13 protein-coding genes are annotated in these 17,847 nt (G+C 51.1%); 7 read left to right on the top strand and 6 right to left on the bottom strand.

Annotation, left to right across the window (positions count from 1 at the left end; translation table 11 throughout):
• Positions 1 to 8 precede the first annotated feature (8 nt).
• From ord to CFX1CAM_RS03730, 5 genes are all read right to left on the bottom strand, one after another.
• Positions 9 to 1,052 (bottom strand): 2,4-diaminopentanoate dehydrogenase, encoded by a 1,044-nt coding sequence (gene ord, locus CFX1CAM_RS03750; RefSeq protein ID WP_087861725.1) that lies wholly within the window; start codon positions 1,050 to 1,052, stop codon positions 9 to 11.
• Between the two features lie 421 nt (positions 1,053 to 1,473).
• Positions 1,474 to 2,859: a metallopeptidase TldD-related protein gene (locus CFX1CAM_RS03745; protein WP_087861724.1), complete on the bottom strand. Its 1,386-nt coding sequence runs from the start codon at positions 2,857 to 2,859 to the stop codon at positions 1,474 to 1,476.
• Positions 2,860 to 2,862: 3 nt separating this feature from the next.
• Complete coding sequence (locus tag CFX1CAM_RS03740; protein ID WP_087861723.1) at positions 2,863 to 4,317, bottom strand: TldD/PmbA family protein; 1,455 nt, start codon at positions 4,315 to 4,317, stop codon at positions 2,863 to 2,865.
• Positions 4,318 to 4,521: 204 nt separating this feature from the next.
• On the bottom strand, positions 4,522 to 6,447 hold the full coding sequence (locus tag CFX1CAM_RS03735) for a glycoside hydrolase family 127 protein (RefSeq protein ID WP_087861722.1): 1,926 nt from the start codon (positions 6,445 to 6,447) through the stop codon (positions 4,522 to 4,524).
• On the bottom strand, positions 6,434 to 7,738 hold the full coding sequence (locus tag CFX1CAM_RS03730; protein WP_087861721.1) for an MFS transporter: 1,305 nt from the start codon (positions 7,736 to 7,738) through the stop codon (positions 6,434 to 6,436). Before CFX1CAM_RS03730 ends, CFX1CAM_RS03735 begins: the two co-directional genes overlap by 14 nt.
• 267 nt (positions 7,739 to 8,005) lie before the next feature.
• Between CFX1CAM_RS03730 and CFX1CAM_RS11560 the strand changes: the two genes are divergently transcribed.
• The 4 genes from CFX1CAM_RS11560 to CFX1CAM_RS03710 all read left to right on the top strand — a co-directional run bounded on the left by CFX1CAM_RS11560 (position 8,006) and on the right by CFX1CAM_RS03710 (position 14,581).
• Entirely contained in the window at positions 8,006 to 10,279 is a 2,274-nt protein-coding gene (locus CFX1CAM_RS11560) for a DUF3798 domain-containing protein (RefSeq protein WP_197687156.1), read from the top strand.
• A 92-nt stretch (positions 10,280 to 10,371) separates the two neighbouring features.
• Complete coding sequence (locus CFX1CAM_RS03720) at positions 10,372 to 11,970, top strand: sugar ABC transporter ATP-binding protein (RefSeq protein WP_087861720.1); 1,599 nt, start codon at positions 10,372 to 10,374, stop codon at positions 11,968 to 11,970.
• Positions 11,967 to 13,082: an ABC transporter permease subunit gene (locus tag CFX1CAM_RS03715; RefSeq protein WP_087861719.1), complete on the top strand. Its 1,116-nt coding sequence runs from the start codon at positions 11,967 to 11,969 to the stop codon at positions 13,080 to 13,082. Before CFX1CAM_RS03720 ends, CFX1CAM_RS03715 begins: the two co-directional genes overlap by 4 nt.
• Complete coding sequence (locus tag CFX1CAM_RS03710; RefSeq protein WP_087861718.1) at positions 13,079 to 14,581, top strand: ABC transporter permease subunit; 1,503 nt, start codon at positions 13,079 to 13,081, stop codon at positions 14,579 to 14,581. Before CFX1CAM_RS03715 ends, CFX1CAM_RS03710 begins: the two co-directional genes overlap by 4 nt.
• Positions 14,582 to 14,703: 122 nt before the next feature.
• On the opposite strand, the gene CFX1CAM_RS03705 is transcribed toward CFX1CAM_RS03710, so the two are convergent.
• On the bottom strand, positions 14,704 to 15,537 hold the full coding sequence (locus CFX1CAM_RS03705; RefSeq protein ID WP_197687155.1) for a pirin family protein: 834 nt from the start codon (positions 15,535 to 15,537) through the stop codon (positions 14,704 to 14,706).
• On the opposite strand from CFX1CAM_RS03705, the gene CFX1CAM_RS11475 reads away from it, so the two are divergent.
• The 3 genes from CFX1CAM_RS11475 to CFX1CAM_RS03690 all read left to right on the top strand — a co-directional run bounded on the left by CFX1CAM_RS11475 (position 15,515) and on the right by CFX1CAM_RS03690 (position 17,620).
• Positions 15,515 to 15,730, top strand: a complete 216-nt coding sequence (locus CFX1CAM_RS11475; protein WP_162287628.1) for a hypothetical protein — start codon at positions 15,515 to 15,517, stop codon at positions 15,728 to 15,730. The two genes, CFX1CAM_RS03705 and CFX1CAM_RS11475, sit on opposite strands and share 23 nt — an antisense overlap.
• A 123-nt stretch (positions 15,731 to 15,853) precedes the next feature.
• Entirely contained in the window at positions 15,854 to 16,888 is a 1,035-nt protein-coding gene (locus tag CFX1CAM_RS03695; RefSeq protein ID WP_157891677.1) for a histone deacetylase family protein, read from the top strand.
• 3 nt (positions 16,889 to 16,891) lie between these two features.
• Positions 16,892 to 17,620, top strand: a complete 729-nt coding sequence (locus CFX1CAM_RS03690) for a histidine phosphatase family protein (protein ID WP_087861714.1) — start codon at positions 16,892 to 16,894, stop codon at positions 17,618 to 17,620.
• Positions 17,621 to 17,847 lie beyond the last annotated feature (227 nt).

The raw sequence follows: 17,847 nt of genomic DNA, 5'->3' as shown, positions 1-17,847 counted from the left end.
GAATCGGATTAAATCCGCCGATGGTATGCGCTCTCACCCATCAACGCGGCGGGAATGGGTAGATCGATCATACGCTTCAATCCCGGTGAGGCAGCCACAACATGGGGGACCATATTCACCGCAATCCCCATGGTGGCGATACCGCCTGCGATCTCCGGCTTGATCGCCATATCGATCTCAGGCACACCGTAGATGTGGATATAATCACCGGTGTCCTGGTCTTCCAGTTGGGGGTGAATTTGCTGTGGGTGGATCAGCCGGATGACTTCTTTGTCACCGCGGTACCCGATGCCCGTATGCGCACAACCAGCCACCATGCCCGGTTCCACCTTGACATGGGGAGTTTCGCGAAAAACATTGCTCACGATCGGCTCGCGGTGCTCTTCGATGCGGTCCACGCCCAGACCGAGTGCCTCGCTGATCATACGGATCGATTCCGGAAAACCCACATGACCAACGATGGTTCCATCAGCAACGCCTTGGCGGAACACCTCCGGTGTGGTGCCGACGCCCTGGGTTTCCATCACGGTCGGTCCGTAGGGGCTCAGGTCGTTCACCCGTGAAGCTTCGATGCGGTCCACCGAATGGCAGCCACCGGTCAGGGCAATCACCAACAAGTCCAGCACATAACCGGGATTGACGCCGGTTCCCAACACCGTCACGCCCTGCTGTTTGGCAAGCTGATCCAGTTCCTGAGCCAGTTCGGGATTTTGCGCTTCAGCATCCGACATTTCCTCAGCAATCGAGATGACATTGATGCCAGCATTGATGATCTTTCTCAGGTCAGGCATCTGGTGTGCCACCCAGGACGTCGTTGCGATGATGACAATATCAACCTTATCCCGGTCAAGAACGGTTTCTGGCTGATCGGTAACGATCACGCCTAAATCCTTACCCACACCCAACACCTGACCCAGGTCTTTGCCCACATATTCCGGGAAGCTGTCAATGGCAGCAACAATCTCCAAGCCTGGCTTTTCAAGCGTCAACCGGGCCATTCCGCTGCCCATGGCGCCTAATCCCCACTGAAGCACTCGTATTGTTTTTTTCATATTTCGCTCCTTGTTCTGTAAAAAAATAGTTAAAAGACCAGTTCAATCTAGAACTGGTTTCAGCTAACTGATGCTCGTGATGTAGCCATGCTCAGTTGAAAAATGCCCCGTACCAGACATCCAATTGGCATTTTCAATGTTCGTCCCCAAACCGGGCAATTGTCCCGATTCGATTCTTGATGAGGGAAAGGCACCTGGCGCTTTAAATAATAATTCAAAAAAAATGATCGCATATCAATAAGGTACAAAGCGCACATCGAAGGTCTGTCCTACCCGCACCCCATTATACCTGATTATTTCTTTTCCATTGGAAGCGGATTGATGTTTATAAAAAACAGTCCGAACGTTGCCTGATACTGCTGTTTTGGTCAACGTCGGACTGATTTATTAGATTTTTTTACCGCAAAAGAAATCTCAACGGTTAATAGGAGCTATTCGCGTGTGAGATCTCCAGGTCTTTTACATACACGAAATTCGGCACAATCAGGGCGGTTGGATTGCGAGCGCCGTAGCTTGCCGAAACATTGTAGACCACCTGTCCATCGGAAAGCCATGCAATTTTTTCACCGAAGATATCCAGCAAGCTCTGGGTTAAGCGAACGTTAAAGGGCACCACCACGCTTCCATCCTGCTTAAGCAACAGGGCGCCAAACCGTGAGCTGCCAGTGACCAGCCCCTGGGACGGGTTAACAAAGTTCATGTAATGAATATAGGGGATATACAGCACGTCTTTGTCGCGCGGGGCTTCAACCAGCTCTTCAAGCGTGTTGATGGGTTTGTCACCGCCGCTTAACAGCAGGCTTTTATGCATCACACTATGCCCGGTCGGTTGGGCGCCAAACTCATCGGCGCTATCCTGGTTCCATGTAAAGGCTTTAAAGGTGCCCTGCTCAAAAATTGTGAATGGCTTGCGCGTGATCCCGGTTAAATCAACCGAGAAGGGGAAGGTTTCAATTCGGGTTGGATCATCCACCAGGGTGAAGGCGCTGCCCAACACCTGGGTGTCCAGGTGTTCTTCTTTAAGGAAGGAAAAACCGCGCTTCATCATGCCGCCATTAAAACCAATCCAATTCATGGTATTGACCAGTTCAGCAATGGCTGCAGGTCCGAAGACAATGTCATACCGCCCCAGGGGAAGTTGTATTGCTGGCGCGTTCTGGTAATGCCCCAACAAATAAGCCAGTTGGCGGTGCAGTGCTGCAGGGTTCAAATCTGTTTTCTTCTGCGCAGACTGCTCAGCAATCACCTCCCATTTGAGGGTTTTGTGTGAAAGCACAATCGTGATTTGCGCATCTGAGGTAACGAAAGCCAGGGCATGCTCCGAGTTCGTGTTCATGATCGCAATCACGTTTTTTCCACTGGAAAAAATGCCACCCAAATTGATCTGGTCCGTTTCCATCCCGGCAACAGCCCGGTTAAAATAATCCAGCTTTTCTGCGTTGCTGATCTCTGCCAGGTTTGAATCGAAGGCCGTTTCTTCAATAATGGTTTCCTGATAAACGGGGATCGAGGGCATATAGCTGAGTGGCTGGGTATGTTTGAGGATCTCAGCAGCCTGCAGTACACCATCTTTCATGTCATCAATGGCGTCAAGGTTGGTGATCAGCGAGAAACTTGCCTGCCGATTCTCTTCGTGGGCAGTAATTTCCAGCCGCACCAGGTGTTCGTTTGTATTCAATGAAATTGCCGAGTTAGCAAAGCGCATCAAGGCGCTGTCTTCTTCGTGATAGAAGAACTCAGCCACAATGCCTTTTTCAATCGCAAATCGACGTAGTTCTTGTAATCTTGCAATGATTCTTTCGTCCATTTTTTATTCTCCGATCCGTACATCATCAAACCGGCAAACGGGGATGCCATGACCCAATTGCATGATCTGGTTGGGCTGCCCTTTGCTACAATTATCCACGTATTTCAACTCCCAGGTCGATTCATCGCCCACGGCAGACAGGGCATTATAAAACTTAAGGGTGTCGCCTTTGTACGTGGCATTTTTCACCACATGGGTGACCTCGCCATCCTCCACCAGCCAGCCAATTTCGGTAGCAAAATGAAATTGTTCCCGGTTCGAGCCAATCGACCAGCTCTTGTCGCCGTCCAGCACAATCCCCTTTTCAGTATTCTTGATGATATCCTCCAGGGTGCCATCATCGCCGGGATCGATATTGATATTGGTCATACGTTCAATCGGTACTCGGAAAAAACTGGTCGCCCGATTAGCCCCGCTGCTGCCCTGGAAAATTTGCCTGCGCGCTGTGGCATTGGCTTCTTCAACCATTTGCCGCCCGGTGATGGCTCCAACCAGGATGCCCCTGTCGATCAACAGGTTATCCTGCGCCGGAACGCCGTCATCATCGAAGCCAAAACTGCCCGGGCTGTTGACGGCAGTCGCATCGGCACGCGCCGTCAGCTTCTCCGACCCATAACGCAGGGTGCCAAAATCATCCAGGGTGACGAAAGAACCGCCGGCAAATGCCAGTTCGTACCCTAAAATGCGGTCCAGCTCCAGCGCGTGACCGATCGTTTCGTGGGTTTGCAGGAACATGATACCCGGCAAAAGGATCACCGACCGGTCGTCCTTGGGGCAGGGTTCCGCTTTCAAGACCTGGTTAAGCTCACGCACAATGCGTTCAGATTCGCGAGTGAAAAGCTCTTGATCGATGGTTTCCCAACCGCGGGTCTCACCCAGGCGAGAGGGGCGGAAGGTGCGCTCGTGCGCCATGCCTTCTTCATCCATACCCATCACAGCAATCGAAGGAAAGACCTCAATGATGTGTTTTTCAATTTCACTCCCTTCTGAATCGATGTAGATGATTTGCTTACGCATGAAGTTCAACCCGACGATGCGTTGAGCCACACCAGGCTGGTTAAGCAGGTCATCCATATGCTTGAGAAAGCCCACTTTTTCACCGTAGGTCACGTTGAACGGGTCAATCTGGTTCGGGCTGGTAAAACTCGCCTGGATAGCGTCCTTCTCCGCCAGGCGCACCGGGAAGGTCACCCGCTCTGCTGCTGTGCGAGCGTTATCCAGGGCGTTTTCAAACACTCCCGGCAGGTTGTTCATATCCGAAGAGGCTGAAAAACCCCAGGCACCTTTGTAGAGCACGCGTACGCCGATCCCGCTCTCTCGTGAGGCGCTGGCGCTCTTCAGGTTGCCGTTCCACATGGCAAGGTATTCCTCCTCCTCAACCGGGTACCAACGGGCATCGGCATAGATCGCGCCTTCCGAAACAATGCGGTCAATTTGCGCTTTAATTTGTTTTTGCATCCGTATCACTCCTTGTTCAATAAACTGCACACACTGCTTATGAGAAAAATTAGATGTTTATCTAAAACACCCTCTAAGTATAACATTATTTTGATCAATCTCGAAGCGAAGTCGGAGAAAACGAAGCAGAAAGCAGGCGGACTTCCGGCAGTCAACGACCGGTCAATCCGCCATAGTTTCCTCGCAGCCTGAAAAACCGCACTGTTATACCCTGACAAATACGCTCATCTGTGAGGGACCCCGGTTGCCCCATAAATGATAGGGGATGAAAGTCAATTCAGCGCCGCTAATTTCGCGTCCAGTGATAGTCACCGCCCCATCAAACAACTCGGAAACCTGCGCCTCCAGGCTAGCGCTGTTTAGCCGCGCCGCAAAAAGGTCAACGCCAGAGTTATCAATGCTCTCCAGGCAATACACCAGAGGACCGCGCGCGATGGCAACCTTACCGCTCACCGACCTGACCTTCCGGTGAGCGTGCAAAATCCGAATGGGTAGTTCAAAGTCCAGCATCACCTGGTCACCAACCTTCCATGTGCGGGTGATCTCTAACCAGGTTGCCTCTTGTGGCATCAAGGTTGCTGCAGGAGCGCGTTTTACCAGCCGGATATCCACACCATTCAATACCACCCTGACCGCTGACACCCAGGAAGGCTGCCGCATCCTGAGCGTGATCGGTTTTCCGGGTGCAGCACCAATTCGAATCTTTACCTCGCCAGACCAGGGCAGCCCGCTTTCAAGATCCATCTCCAGCTCCCCATCCGGCATCGACAGCCGGTGCTGGCTGCTGAAATATTGCTGGATATAAACCGCCTCATCGTCGAAATCCAGAACATCATCCTGTAGAGCAGCCCAGGTTCGAGAAAGGTTGGATGGGCAGCAGGGCACTTTGTACCACGCCCGGCGCTCGATGTCTCCCGTTGATGCAAGCGGGTTATTGTACAGGTAGGCTGTTCCTTCCCAGCCCATACCCACCAGAGCCGCATTGTAAAGTTGCCACTCAAACAGGTCGCTATATTGTGCTTCGTGGGTCAATTTTAACATTTCTCGGTTCCAGTACATGCTCCCCAATGCCGCGCAGGATTCAGCATAAGCCACAGCCGGGTCCAGCTCGTAATCCCGGCCAAAGCCTTCAATCCCGGGCAGTGAACCGACGCCGCCCGTAAGGTACATTCGCCGCCGAACCATATGCTGCCAGCTTTTCGCCAGCGTCCCACGGTATCCTGCTGTCCCGGACAGGCGGTCGAGCATGGCTCCGGCGGTTTGCAAATAAGCAAAGCGCACCGCATGCCCAACCGGGACAGCCTGGCTGGCCAGAGGCTTGTTTTGTTGCAGCAGCTTTCCGGTTAGGGCGCTGAAATAAAAACGCAGTTGATTCAATGGAGGACTTTTAGCCGTGTTGCCCGCTGGCAGGGGCTCGGCTGGCGCAGCCTGATCCTCATTAACCTGCTTTTGCGCTTGTTCCACCCGCCGGTTATTACTGATAAATTGTCTGACAATCTCAAAGGCGAAAAACCGGTCTCTACCGCGTTGCTCCACGAACTGCCTCGCCATGTTAAAATAACCCTCATTCCCGGTAACTTCAAACAAGCGCAGCAGGGCGATCTCAATTTCCTCATGCCCAGGGGTCAAGCGCGGTCCTTTACCGTAAAAATCCTCCGTGATTCGGTCCGCAAGCCGCCTGGCAATATCCAGTAGCGCTTCATCCCCCGTTGTCCGGTACCCGGCGATGCAAGCCTCAATCAGGTGCCCGTGGCAGTAAAGTTCGTGCTCAATTTGTAGATTCACCCAGCGGGTTCTCGGAAAATGAATTTGATTAAAGGTGTACAGATACCCGTCCTCCGCCTGTGCCCCGCGGATCAATTCTACGAACTCTTCCACCAGCTCGGTTAAACGTGGCGCAGGCGCCTGAGCGAGGATGCGACAAGCTGCCTCCAGCCATTTGTACGCATCCGAATCAGCGAAATACAAGCCCTGACGCGAAACGGGTTTCCCTTTTGCCAGAATGCGGAAATTATCAATGCAACCGGTCGCTTCCAGTTGCGCCCACTGATGAAAGATCGCCGACTCCCGATTGACGGCTTGCCACCGCCCCCAATATCCGCCAGTGAGCCGCGACTCAATCCCTTTCATCTTGGACTGTCTTCTGTTTGCGGGTCAACGCCAGGGGGATCAGCGAAAGCAGCGTGATCAGTGACCCCACCTGGAAGATAATCGGCACCGGAATAAAGCCCTCCTGGCCTGCCAAATGGGTCGGGATGCCATACGAGCGGATCAACCAGGAGCCAATGGCTGGACCGATCACCATGGGAATCGCGATCCAGAAGATCATGCGTATCCCTAAGAACTTGCCGCGGCTTTCTTCTGGCAGCAGATCCTTTAACCAGGCGACTGAGGCAATGCCAGCCGCCACAGAAAATGCCTGCCACAACAAGCCAGAAAGGGCTAGCAGCGGCAGGCTGCGCACCATTGAGAACACAATGCCACCCAGGCTGCTGATGATGATCCCGATGGCAATGATCAAGCGTTTGCGCCAACGGTCTGCCGCAATCCCAAAGGGAATCGCCAGCGCACCCGATCCCAGCATCACCGCCCCGCCAATAATACTGAATTCCGTTTTCGTCACGCCCACGAAATTTTCCAGGTAGACGATCATATACGGAAAGGATACCTGCATCCCGATGCTGGAGATCATAATGAAGAGCAATAAAATAAACAGCATACGGTTTTCTTTAAAGGTGTTAATGGAAAACAGGTCGGCGAATTCCTTCCAAAATGGAGGACGAGAGACGGGTTCTTCCTGGGAACCATCGGGTTCCTGCAAGAACAGCCCGCCCAGGAACCCCACCAAAATCACAATGGCGCCCAGCGCGTAAAAGAAAATAAAGTATCCAAAAGCGTCGATCAACATCCCCGCAGCTACCATTGCCACAATCTGCGCCAGGAAGACGCTCAGGTTTAACACCCCCTCCACTCGGCCGCGTGTCTCGCTGGTAGCCACATCCACCGTCCAGGCGTTAAAGGCAGCATCGTTCGCTGTTGAACCAAAAAAGGTCATCACCGAATCGGCAATAACCACCATGACTACAGCCAGCAAGGTGATTTTAATATACGCCACCGTCGGGAACAGGATCGTCGAAAGCCCCCACAGGATATACCCGAGCAAAATATATGGTCGACGTTTTCCCCAGCGGGTGCGCGTGCGATCGCTGAGGGTTCCCATGATCAACGTGGTTAAAGTCGCAGTCACCGCACTGGCCGCTACCATCCACGCGATCGGTCGCGGGTCAGGCGTGATGGTATCGAACACAAAGGTGTTGAACCACGAGTTTTCCACAGCCCAGGCAATCTGCCCGGTTAGCGCCAGGGCAAACATGACAGCCCAGTTACGTTTCGTCAGTTGGTTGGGGGGAGTTTCTTGCATGCTTCTCCTTTGCAATCATAGCCGTAGAAAGATTTGTTTTATACGCCAAGTATACAAGAAAATTTTAGATGTAGTAGAAAAAGTTTCTTGACAAGATATGCCTTTATGATAACATTGACACAAGACTGGGCTTGCGCCATCGGTTCAGTCTGCCTGGCAAAGAATGCATTGATTTTTCAACCGGTCAAGTGGAGGGCCATCGATAAACATGCAAATCTGAGCCATATTTCAAATCTCTTGTAAACATTCAAAAGGAGGAGCATTTTAATGAAAGAAAAAAGTATTTTGACGAAATGTGTGATGCTGATGTTGATTGCACTTGTGCTTTTTGCATCAGGTTGCCGCACAACCACCCCACCTGTCGAAGAGCCGGTCGTTGAAAAACCCGAAGCAGTCGAAGAAATCGTCTCCAAAGATGCAAAGTACAAAATCGGCATCATGACGGGCACCGTATCCCAGGGCGAAGAGGAATACCAGGAAGCGCTGAACCAAGTCGCTAAATACGGTGACCTTATCGTCCATGCCACCTACCCGGACCAATTCTCCACTGAAATGGAAACGACCATCTCACGCACCGTTGAAATGGCTTCCGATCCTGATGTCAAGGCTATCGTCTTTGTCCAGGCTGTCCCGGGTGCTGCTGCTGCCATCGACAAGGTTCACGAAACCCGCCCAGACATGGTCTTTATCGCGGGTGTGCCCGCCGAAGACCCGGCGGTCATCGCCAGCAAAGCCAACATCGTCATGCAGGTCGACGAAATCTCCATGGGTGTCACCATCCCCACGCTGGCTTACGAAATGGGCGCCAAGACCTTCATCCACTACTCATTCCCACGGCACCTCTCCTACGCGACGATTGCCCGCCGCTTGGAGATCATGAAGGAAACCTGTGCAAAACTCGGCATTGAACTCGTCGAAGTCACTGCACCCGATCCAACCGGTGATGCCGGTATGTCCGGCGCGCAACAGTTCATCGTTGAAGACGTGCCACGACAAATCGCCACCTACGGCAAGGACACCGCTTTCTTCTCCACAAACTGCGGTTTACAGGAACCCTTGATCCGTATGATTTGGGAGGGTGGAGCCATCTATCCGCAGCAGTGCTGCCCCAGCCCCTACCATGGATACCCCGCCGCATTGAACATCGATGTCTCCGGGCATGAGGGTGACGTCCCCTACATGCTGGAACAAATCGCTGCCAAACTGAAAGAAAAAGGCCAGGAAGGCCGCATGTCCACCTGGGGTGTGCCCATCAACATGCTGATGATCGATGCAGGCGTCCGTTTTGCCATCGAGTATGCCGAGGGCAGAGTTGACCCCAACGATACTGCAGCTTTCAAAAGAGTCATCAACGAAGCTGCTGCAGCGCGTGGCGTTGGAGAAGTAACCATTACATCCTACGATGAAGAAGTTAAACTCGATAACTTCCTGATGCTGCTGTGCCCCTTCCATGATTTTTCCGGTGGTGTTGTTACAGAAAAACCAGCCGTCGAACCCTATAAAATCGGCATCATGACGGGCACCGTATCCCAGGGTGAAGAGGAATACCAGGAAGCACTGAACCAAGTCGCTAAATACGGTGACCTTATCGTCCATGCCACCTACCCGGACCAATTCTCCACTGAAATGGAAACGACCATCTCACGCACCGTTGAAATGGCTTCCGATCCTGAGGTCAAGGCTATCGTCTTTGTCCAGGCTGTCCCGGGTGCTGCTGCTGCCATCGACAAGGTTCGCGAAACCCGCCCAGACATGGTCTTTATCGCGGGTGTGCCCGCCGAAGACCCGGCGGTCATCGCTGGTAAAGCCAACATCGTCATGCAAGTCGACGAAATCTCCATGGGTGTCACCATCCCCACACTGGCTTACGAAATGGGCGCCAAGACCTTCATCCACTACTCATTCCCACGGCACCTCTCCTACGCGACGATTGCCCGCCGCTTGGAGATCATGAAGGAAACCTGTGCAAAACTCGGCATTGAACTCGTCGAAGTCACCGCACCCGATCCAACCGGTGATGCCGGTATGTCCGGCGCGCAACAGTTCATCGTTGAAGACGTGCCACGACAAATCGCCACCTACGGCAAGGACACCGCTTTCTTCTCCACAAACTGCGGCTTGCAAGAACCCTTGATCCGTATGATTTGGGAGGGTGGAGCCATCTACCCGCAGCAGTGCTGCCCCAGCCCCTACCACGGATACCCCGCCGCACTGAACATCGATGTCTCCGGGCATGAGGGCGACGTCCCCTACATGCTGGAACAAATCGCAGCCAAACTGAAAGAAAAAGGCCAGGAAGGCCGCATGTCCACCTGGGGTGTGCCCATCAACATGCTGATGATCGATGCAGGTGTCCGTTTTGCCATCGAGTATGCTGAGGGCAGAGTTGACCCCAACGATGCTGAAGCTTTCAAGAGAATCATCAACGAAGCTGCTGCAGCGCGTGGCGTTGGAGAGGTAACCATTACATCCTACGATGAAGAAGTTAAACTCGACAACTTCCTGATGCTGCTGTGTCCCTTCCATGATTTTTCAAAATAAGCACATCAAAATAAGATAATCGACCTAACAAAGCGCCGGCTTGCGCTTGTAAAAGCCGGCGCTTTTATGGATAAGGATTAAGGAGGCACGGTTTGGAAAGTGAATACCTATTATCAATGAACAATATTTCCAAAGAATACTACGGTAACCGCGTGCTGAAAAATGTCACCTTACAGATTAAACCCGGTGAAATACACGCCCTCGTTGGCGAAAATGGGGCAGGTAAAACGACGCTGATGAACATTCTTTTTGGGATGCCGGTGATCTTTTCTACGGACGGTTTCCAGGGAGAAATTCTAATAAATGGCGAAAAAGCGGTCATCGATGACCCGCATAAAGCGATGTCTTACGGGGTTGGCATGGTTCATCAAGAATTCATGCTGATTCCCGAGTTTACTGTCACGGAGAATATCAAAATTGGCAGGGAGATCGGTGAGACGACTGCCTTTAGCAAAGTCTTCGGCAATTTGTTAGAAAAAATGAACTGGGAGAAAATGGCAGCAGATGCCAGGCGTGCACTTGATGACATTGGCATGGATATTGATGAATATGCCAAAATATCAGGCATGCCAATTGGTTACCGACAGTTTGTAGAAATCGCGCGCGAGATCGATAAAACGGGTATCAAGCTCCTCGTATTTGATGAGCCAACAGCGGTACTCACTGAAGGTGAGGCGGAACGCTTGCTTGAAATCATGCGGATCATTGCCAGTAAAGGCATCGCCATCATTTTTATCACCCACCGTCTGACTGAGGTCATGATGGTTGCGGATAGCATGTCGATCCTCCGTGACGGAGAGCTTGTCGCTCGAAAAAATGTTAAAGACACCAACCTGGTTGAAATTGCCCAGTTGATGATCGGTCGGTCAGTCGAAAGGCAAGAAGACGAAGATCAAATCAACGAGCGCAAAATATCAGATGAGAAAATTGCCCTGGAATTAAGAAATTTTCAAGTGGACATGCCTGGGGAAATGGTCAAAGGCATTGATGTCCGCATTCGCGAAGGTGAAATATTTGGTTTCGGTGGCCTGGCTGGACAGGGAAAAATTGGCATCATCAATGGCATAATGGGGTTGTTTGAAACCAGGGGAGATATTATTGTCCATGGGAAAAAACTCGATCTCAGCAAATTGGGCGAGGCACTGCGCAACGATATCGCCTTTGTGTCGGAAGATCGACGAGGGGTCGGATTGCTTCTGGGCGAATCGATTCAGCTCAACATCGTATTTTCAGCAATTCAAATAAAAGAAGAATTTCTTAAAAAATTTGCGGGCTTAAAATTTATTGACAAAACAAGAGCAGAACAACACACCCAGGAGATGATCAAACTTCTGGATATCCGCTGCACAGGTCCTTCACAAACAAGTGGTAGCCTTTCCGGCGGAAACCAGCAAAAAGTCTGCCTGGCGCGCGCGCTGACGATGAACCCAAATATTCTGATCGTATCAGAACCCACTCGCGGCATTGATATTGGCGCAAAGAAACTCGTTTTAGATTATCTTCTGAAAATCAATCGGGAACAGGGCACCACCATTATTATGATCAGTTCCGAATTGGTGGAATTACGCTCGTTGTGTGACCGGATCGGTATCGTCTTTGAAGGTGGACTATTCTCCATTATGGACCCCGATGACCCCGATTCTGCCTATGGCCTTGCCATGGCTGGCGTGCGAGAGGAGGTTTTGGCATGAAAAAATTAAAAACCATCATTGACAATGTCGGCCTGCCCAGGTTGATCATTGGGCTTTTCTTCATACTTTTGCTGATAACCTCACTGGCTGTGGGATTCGATCCGGGCGTATTGTTCAGCGATGTCCTTCGACGTGTTTTAATGTACAGTATCCTGGTACTTGCCATGATCCCGGGTGTTCAAAGCGGAATCGGGATGAATTTTGGCATCTCAATCGGCATCTCCGCTGGTCTTTTAGGGGCAGTTTTATCCATGGAGGTAAGTTTTGTTAACAACTGGGCTGAAAAATTCGGCGCCGCCAATCCATGGCTCACCATTCTTTTAGCCCTTGCCATTGGCATCGTCATTGCGGCAGTCCTCGGATATTTATATGGGTTGCTGCTCAACAGGGTAAAAGGCTCTGAAATGACCGTGTCAACCTATGTTGGCTTTTCAGTGATTGCCTTTATGAACATCGTTTGGCTTTCATTTTCCTTCCAAAACGGCGAACTGAGCTGGCCTTTGCAGGGAAAAGGTCTGCGTAACACGGCCAGCCTGGCGGGAAGCTTTGGGGGTTTACTCAGTGAACCCACTGTGATACAAGATACCCAACCCGCATGGCTGAAGTGGCTGGCTTTTAATGTCGGCGGCGTCACCATTCCCCTGGGATTAATCCTTGTTTTTGTATTATGCGCCTTCGTTATTTGGCTCTTTTTACAAAGCAAAGCGGGTATCGCCATGAGCGCCGGCGGTGAAAATCCAACCTTTACAACCTCGAGTGGCATCAATGTTGACCGAACCCGTATCTTAGGAACGGTTATTTCAACGGTGTTTGGCGCCGTTGGCATCATTATGTACGCGCAAACCTACGGCTTCCTACAATTGTACAACGCACCGTTGATGATGGGGTTTGCCAGTGTTGCAGCCATTTTGATCGGTGGAGCATCCGTTCACAGAGCAGCCATACCTCATGTCATTATTGGTACCCTGCTGTTTCAAGGTATTCTGGTAACAGCATTACCGGTGGTGAACGTCGTGATTCAAATTGGTGTACTGCCTGAAGTCCTCAGAATCATCATTTCAAACGGCATCATCTTGTATGCACTTTCAAAAGCGAAAGGCGAAAACCAATGACGAAGATAAAAACAATTAGCAAAAATATCGGCTCATACCTTTTCGAAAACAAGGTAATGATTGCCTTCGCTCTGGTCTGTCTTGGTGCCATTTTGCTATCCGGCAGCCCGATGACGTTCATCGTCGATGGTGTCATCACCCGCATCGGCAGAAATACATTCACGGTCCTGGCGCTGATTATTCCTGTCATCGCCGGGTTAGGGTTGAACTTTGGCATGGTCATCGGTGCTATTGCTGCTCAAATCGCCTTATTTTGGGTCGTTCATTGGGGCATTGGGGGATTCGGTGGCATGATGCTGTGTGTATTGATTGCTACCCCGATTGCCGCATTTTTTGGTTTTCTGGTTGGCAAGCTCTTCAACAGGATGAAAGGCACTGAAATGATTGCCGGCTTGATCCTGGGCTTTTTTGCCGATGGGCTTTACCAGTTGTTATTCCTGGTTCTCATCGGTGGGGTCATCCCGGTCGACAACCCGACCCTGATCATCTCTCATGGCGTGGGTGTAAAGAATACCATCGACCTCGCAGGTACCTTAAAATATTCTCTTGACGCGATTCGCATGCTGGATATCCTCACCGTTGTGTTCTATGGAATCCTGGCGATAACGGTTGTTAAAGTTGTCCTTCACTTTTTGAAGAAATACACACTCAAACGTAGCGATTTCTTCCAGTTTGCGGTGATTGCAGTTCTATTTGGGATTTCCTATATCCCGGTCATTGAAACCTTTTTATTCGCAGATCGATTGGAATTGCTGAGTGCTGTTACCATCGGCTTGATCGTCATTGCGGTTTTACAGCTAATCAATATTGTGCGGAAGAAACTGATCTTAAAAGAGGAAGAGTACTCCATCCGCAAACCAGTGCTGACCATCATCCTGTGCGCAGCGCTGTATGCTGCAACATACATTCCGGAAATAGAAACAATACTTCTGACCGTTAAAATGCCGGTGTTGCCTTTCCTGTTAATTGGTGTGCTATGCCTGTTTAACCAGAAAATCCTCGATACGCGTTTGGGTCAGAATATGCGCACGACCGGACAGAGCCAGAGCGTCGCCCTGGCGTCAGGAATCAATGTCAACCAGACTCGAGTCATTGCCATGATCATTTCTACCGTTCTGGCGAGTTGGGGGCAGTTGATCTATCTGCAGAATATTGGCACCTTTGCCACCTACGGCGCACACCTGCAAATTGCACAATTTGCCATCGCTGCATTGCTGGTCGGCGGGGCTTCGGTCCAAAAAGCGACCAATAAACAAGCCATCATCGGTGTGATCCTCTTCCATACCCTGTTCATCGTCGCCCCGCAAGCGGGTAAAAACCTGTTCGACAATGCCCAGATCGGTGAATATTTCCGGGTGTTCGTCTCTTACGGCGTCATTGCCCTATCGCTTGCCATGCACGCCTGGAAAATGGTCGAGAAAAAGACCGAAGAACCACCAGAAGAATTAGAAAGCCTGGATGTCGGCCAGGAAACTCCGACAGAAATAAAAGCTGTGTAAAACAACAATCATCATCAACACAAACAGCCGCGAAAGGTCTCTTTCGCGGCTGTTGTTGATGATCTACAAGTGTTCGCCGGGCAATCGGAATGGCTCGTTTGTCCAGGCGAATTTAACCCGTGTTACTTAATAAACGTGTTCTCGCGCAATTCACTGAACGCCTGATTTAGCTCCTCCCGAGTATTCATCACAATCGGACCGCCCCAGGCGATTGGCTCATCCAACCGGGGCGCGTTGAGCAACAACAACCGCACGCCAGCAGCACCCGCACGCACCCACAAGCGCTCACCTTCATCGAATAAAACCACGCTCTTTTCATCAATCTGCTGATCGATTGCGGGGTCAAATCCGGCTGAACCCGACAGAATATAAACAAACAGGGTCGTGTTCGGGACGGTATCCAGCTGCCACACCTGACCAGCTTGGACCTCAATATCCAGGTACAGGGGCTTGACAAATTTGCCCTCAAACGCGCCCTGCTGCCCCCTGTACGCCCCAGCGATGATACGCACACGGGCTGAGTCCTCATCAACCACTGGCACATCAGCAGACAGGATATCGTTATACGCCGGTGCGGTCATCTTGTCCCTGGCGGGTAAATTAAGCCAGAGCTGGCAGCCCAAAAGGCGCTCCGTTGGCTGGGGCATCTCCTGGTGAATGATGCCAGAGCCCGCCGTCATCCACTGGCAGTCGCCATCCAGAATGCTGCCCCGGTTGCCCAGGCTATCGCCGTGTTCCAGATCGCCTTTGATCAGGTAAGTTACTGTCTCAATGCCGCGATGCGGGTGCCAGGGGAATCCGCGGATGTAATCCTCGGGGTTGGTGGAATCGAAGGCGTCCATCAGCAGGAAGGGATCGAAATCCTGGGTTTCATCGTGCCCGAACAAGCGCACCAGGTGTACGCCGGCGCCGTCAATGGCGTGTCTTCCGTGAATGATTTTTTTGATTTTCCTCAAAGCGTTGTCCACAATTAATGATCCTTTTCTACCCGTAATCAATACCGGGCTGACACCGCTTGCCAGCCTGTTAACCATCGATAAGATAGTTTACTTGATCATAGAATCTGAAATTGCCCTTGTCAACCGGATCCAGGAGAGTGCTGGCTTTTGCATCATTTCTGGGGTTGAAAACGTCTTGCCGATTCGATGATTTTTCATAACAAGGCGGCTGAGGCCGTAAAAAAACAGTTCTCAACCTTTTTGCAAATCCATGGTTCAGAAAATCAATCATTCTCCCCTCAATTCTTGCGGTATACTAACCATTGCGAATATTATGAAACCAGAGAAAATTCCTGTTTACTGCACCTTTTATGATGCACCCGAACACGTCTTCCCGGGACACCCCGAGTCACCCCAACGCCTGCAGCTTGTGAAGCCCTGGCTCCAGGACCCCCCCTATCCCGAAATGGTTTGGCTGAATTTTATGCCAGCCCTGGCAAGCGACGTCCTGCGCGTTCACAACGCGACAATCTTGCAAACCTTACAGGCTGCCAGCCGCAGGGGTTCTCACGAGATTGATTCTGCGCCCACTTATGTCACCGAAGCCAGTTATCACGCGGCCTTGATGGCTGCCGGGGCTACCTTAGCCGTTAGCAGGCGCATCCTTTCGGAAGGGCGCGGCCGAGGTTTCGCTATCATGCGTCCGCCCGGACATCATGCGGAAGCAGACCGCCCAATGGGTTTTTGTCTGCTTAACAACCTTGCCATCGCCGCCGCAGATGCAGTTGCGCACGGCCTCGAAAAAGTCGCGATTATTGATTTCGACGCCCATCATGGCAACGGCACCGAAGCCATTTTTTCACACCATCCCGGTGTGGGTTATTTGTCCCTGCATGAAGAATATCTCTACCCGGGCACCGGTCACCAGAATTCAGCGCCACACGCCCGGGGGCGGATTATTAATGTTCCCATGCCTTCCTTTGCCAACCCGGCAGCTTATTTGGGCGTTTTCCAACAGGTTGTCAAGCCGTGGTTAATGGGCTTTGGAGCAGAGATGCTCTTCATCTCGGCTGGATTTGACGCCCATTTTTCAGATCCACTGACCAGCACAACACTGGACACAGATAGCTTTTATCAAATCTCAAAAATCCTGGTCGAACTGGCGGATGATTACTGCCAGAGCCGCATCCTGTTTGGTTTGGAAGGCGGTTACGATGCACAAGCATTGCATGATAATATCCAGGCTTGCCTGGCAGCGCTTTGCGAAAGATCGACATTTCCCGATCATTATGGTCCATCTCCAGGCCATCCGTCCGGCAGTCCGGACGTTGAAAAAATCATTGCGCTGCATCAATTAAGAAAGGAATAAACTATGTTAGAGCTTTACTTCATACGGCACGGGCAATCAACCAATAATCTCCTTACGGAAGATGGCAGCGATACTTATCTATCTCAAAGGTCCACTGACCCTGATCTGACCCCAATTGGCGAAGAGCAGGCGCGCCTGGTGGCGGAAGCCATTGCTCGCCCTTATGTAAATAACGGCTATGACCCCCAGAATCGCTCAGGTTTTGGTCTGACCCATTTATATTGCAGTCTGATGACGCGTGCTGTGAAAACCGGACTGGCCATTGCCGAAAAAACTGGCTTGCCACTGGTCGCCTGGCCTGAACTGCATGAAACCGGTGGACTGTTTGACGTCGAATTTATCGATGAGGAACCGGTTCTCATCGGTCAACCCGGGCCAGGAAGATCTTATTTTCAATCAAATTTTCCTCAATTGATCATCCCCGATGATCTGCCTGAAACAGGCTGGTACAACCGGGAAAAAGAACCTCGTGAGCATTACCCTGTACGCGCCCGGGAGATCGTCAACCGCTTATTAAGCGAGCATGGGGGCACGGACCACCGCGTAGGGATCGTCATGCATGGCGGAATTTTCGGCCACATCCTCACCGCATTTTTTGAAATCCAGGCTGAACATTACTGGTTCCAGATGAACAACTGTGCCATCAGCCGCGTTGATATCTCTGATAAAGGTCATGTCAGGCTGCAATACACGAACAAAGTTGATCCTTTTCCCGATCATCTGGTCACCTGACCGGTGAATGTCTGAAAAATATCTCTTCATCCGCCCAAATCGGGTGAAAAAGAACGCTGTTGTTTTTTCTGTACCTCTTTACGCTTCCTGGGAAACAGGCGCTGGCAAAACCACCAAGGGGTTGGTGCGTTAATTCATATCATAGTGTATAAATTTTGTAATTATTTAAATTATAAACATCAGTGAAAAAGAAAATGGATTTACTTTGATTCACCTGTGGTATTCTT

This window comes from Brevefilum fermentans, assembly GCF_900184705.1.
Taxonomy (GTDB): Bacteria; Chloroflexota; Anaerolineae; order Anaerolineales; family Anaerolineaceae; genus Brevifilum; species Brevifilum fermentans.
This window is presented reverse-complemented; position numbering and strand designations above follow the sequence as displayed.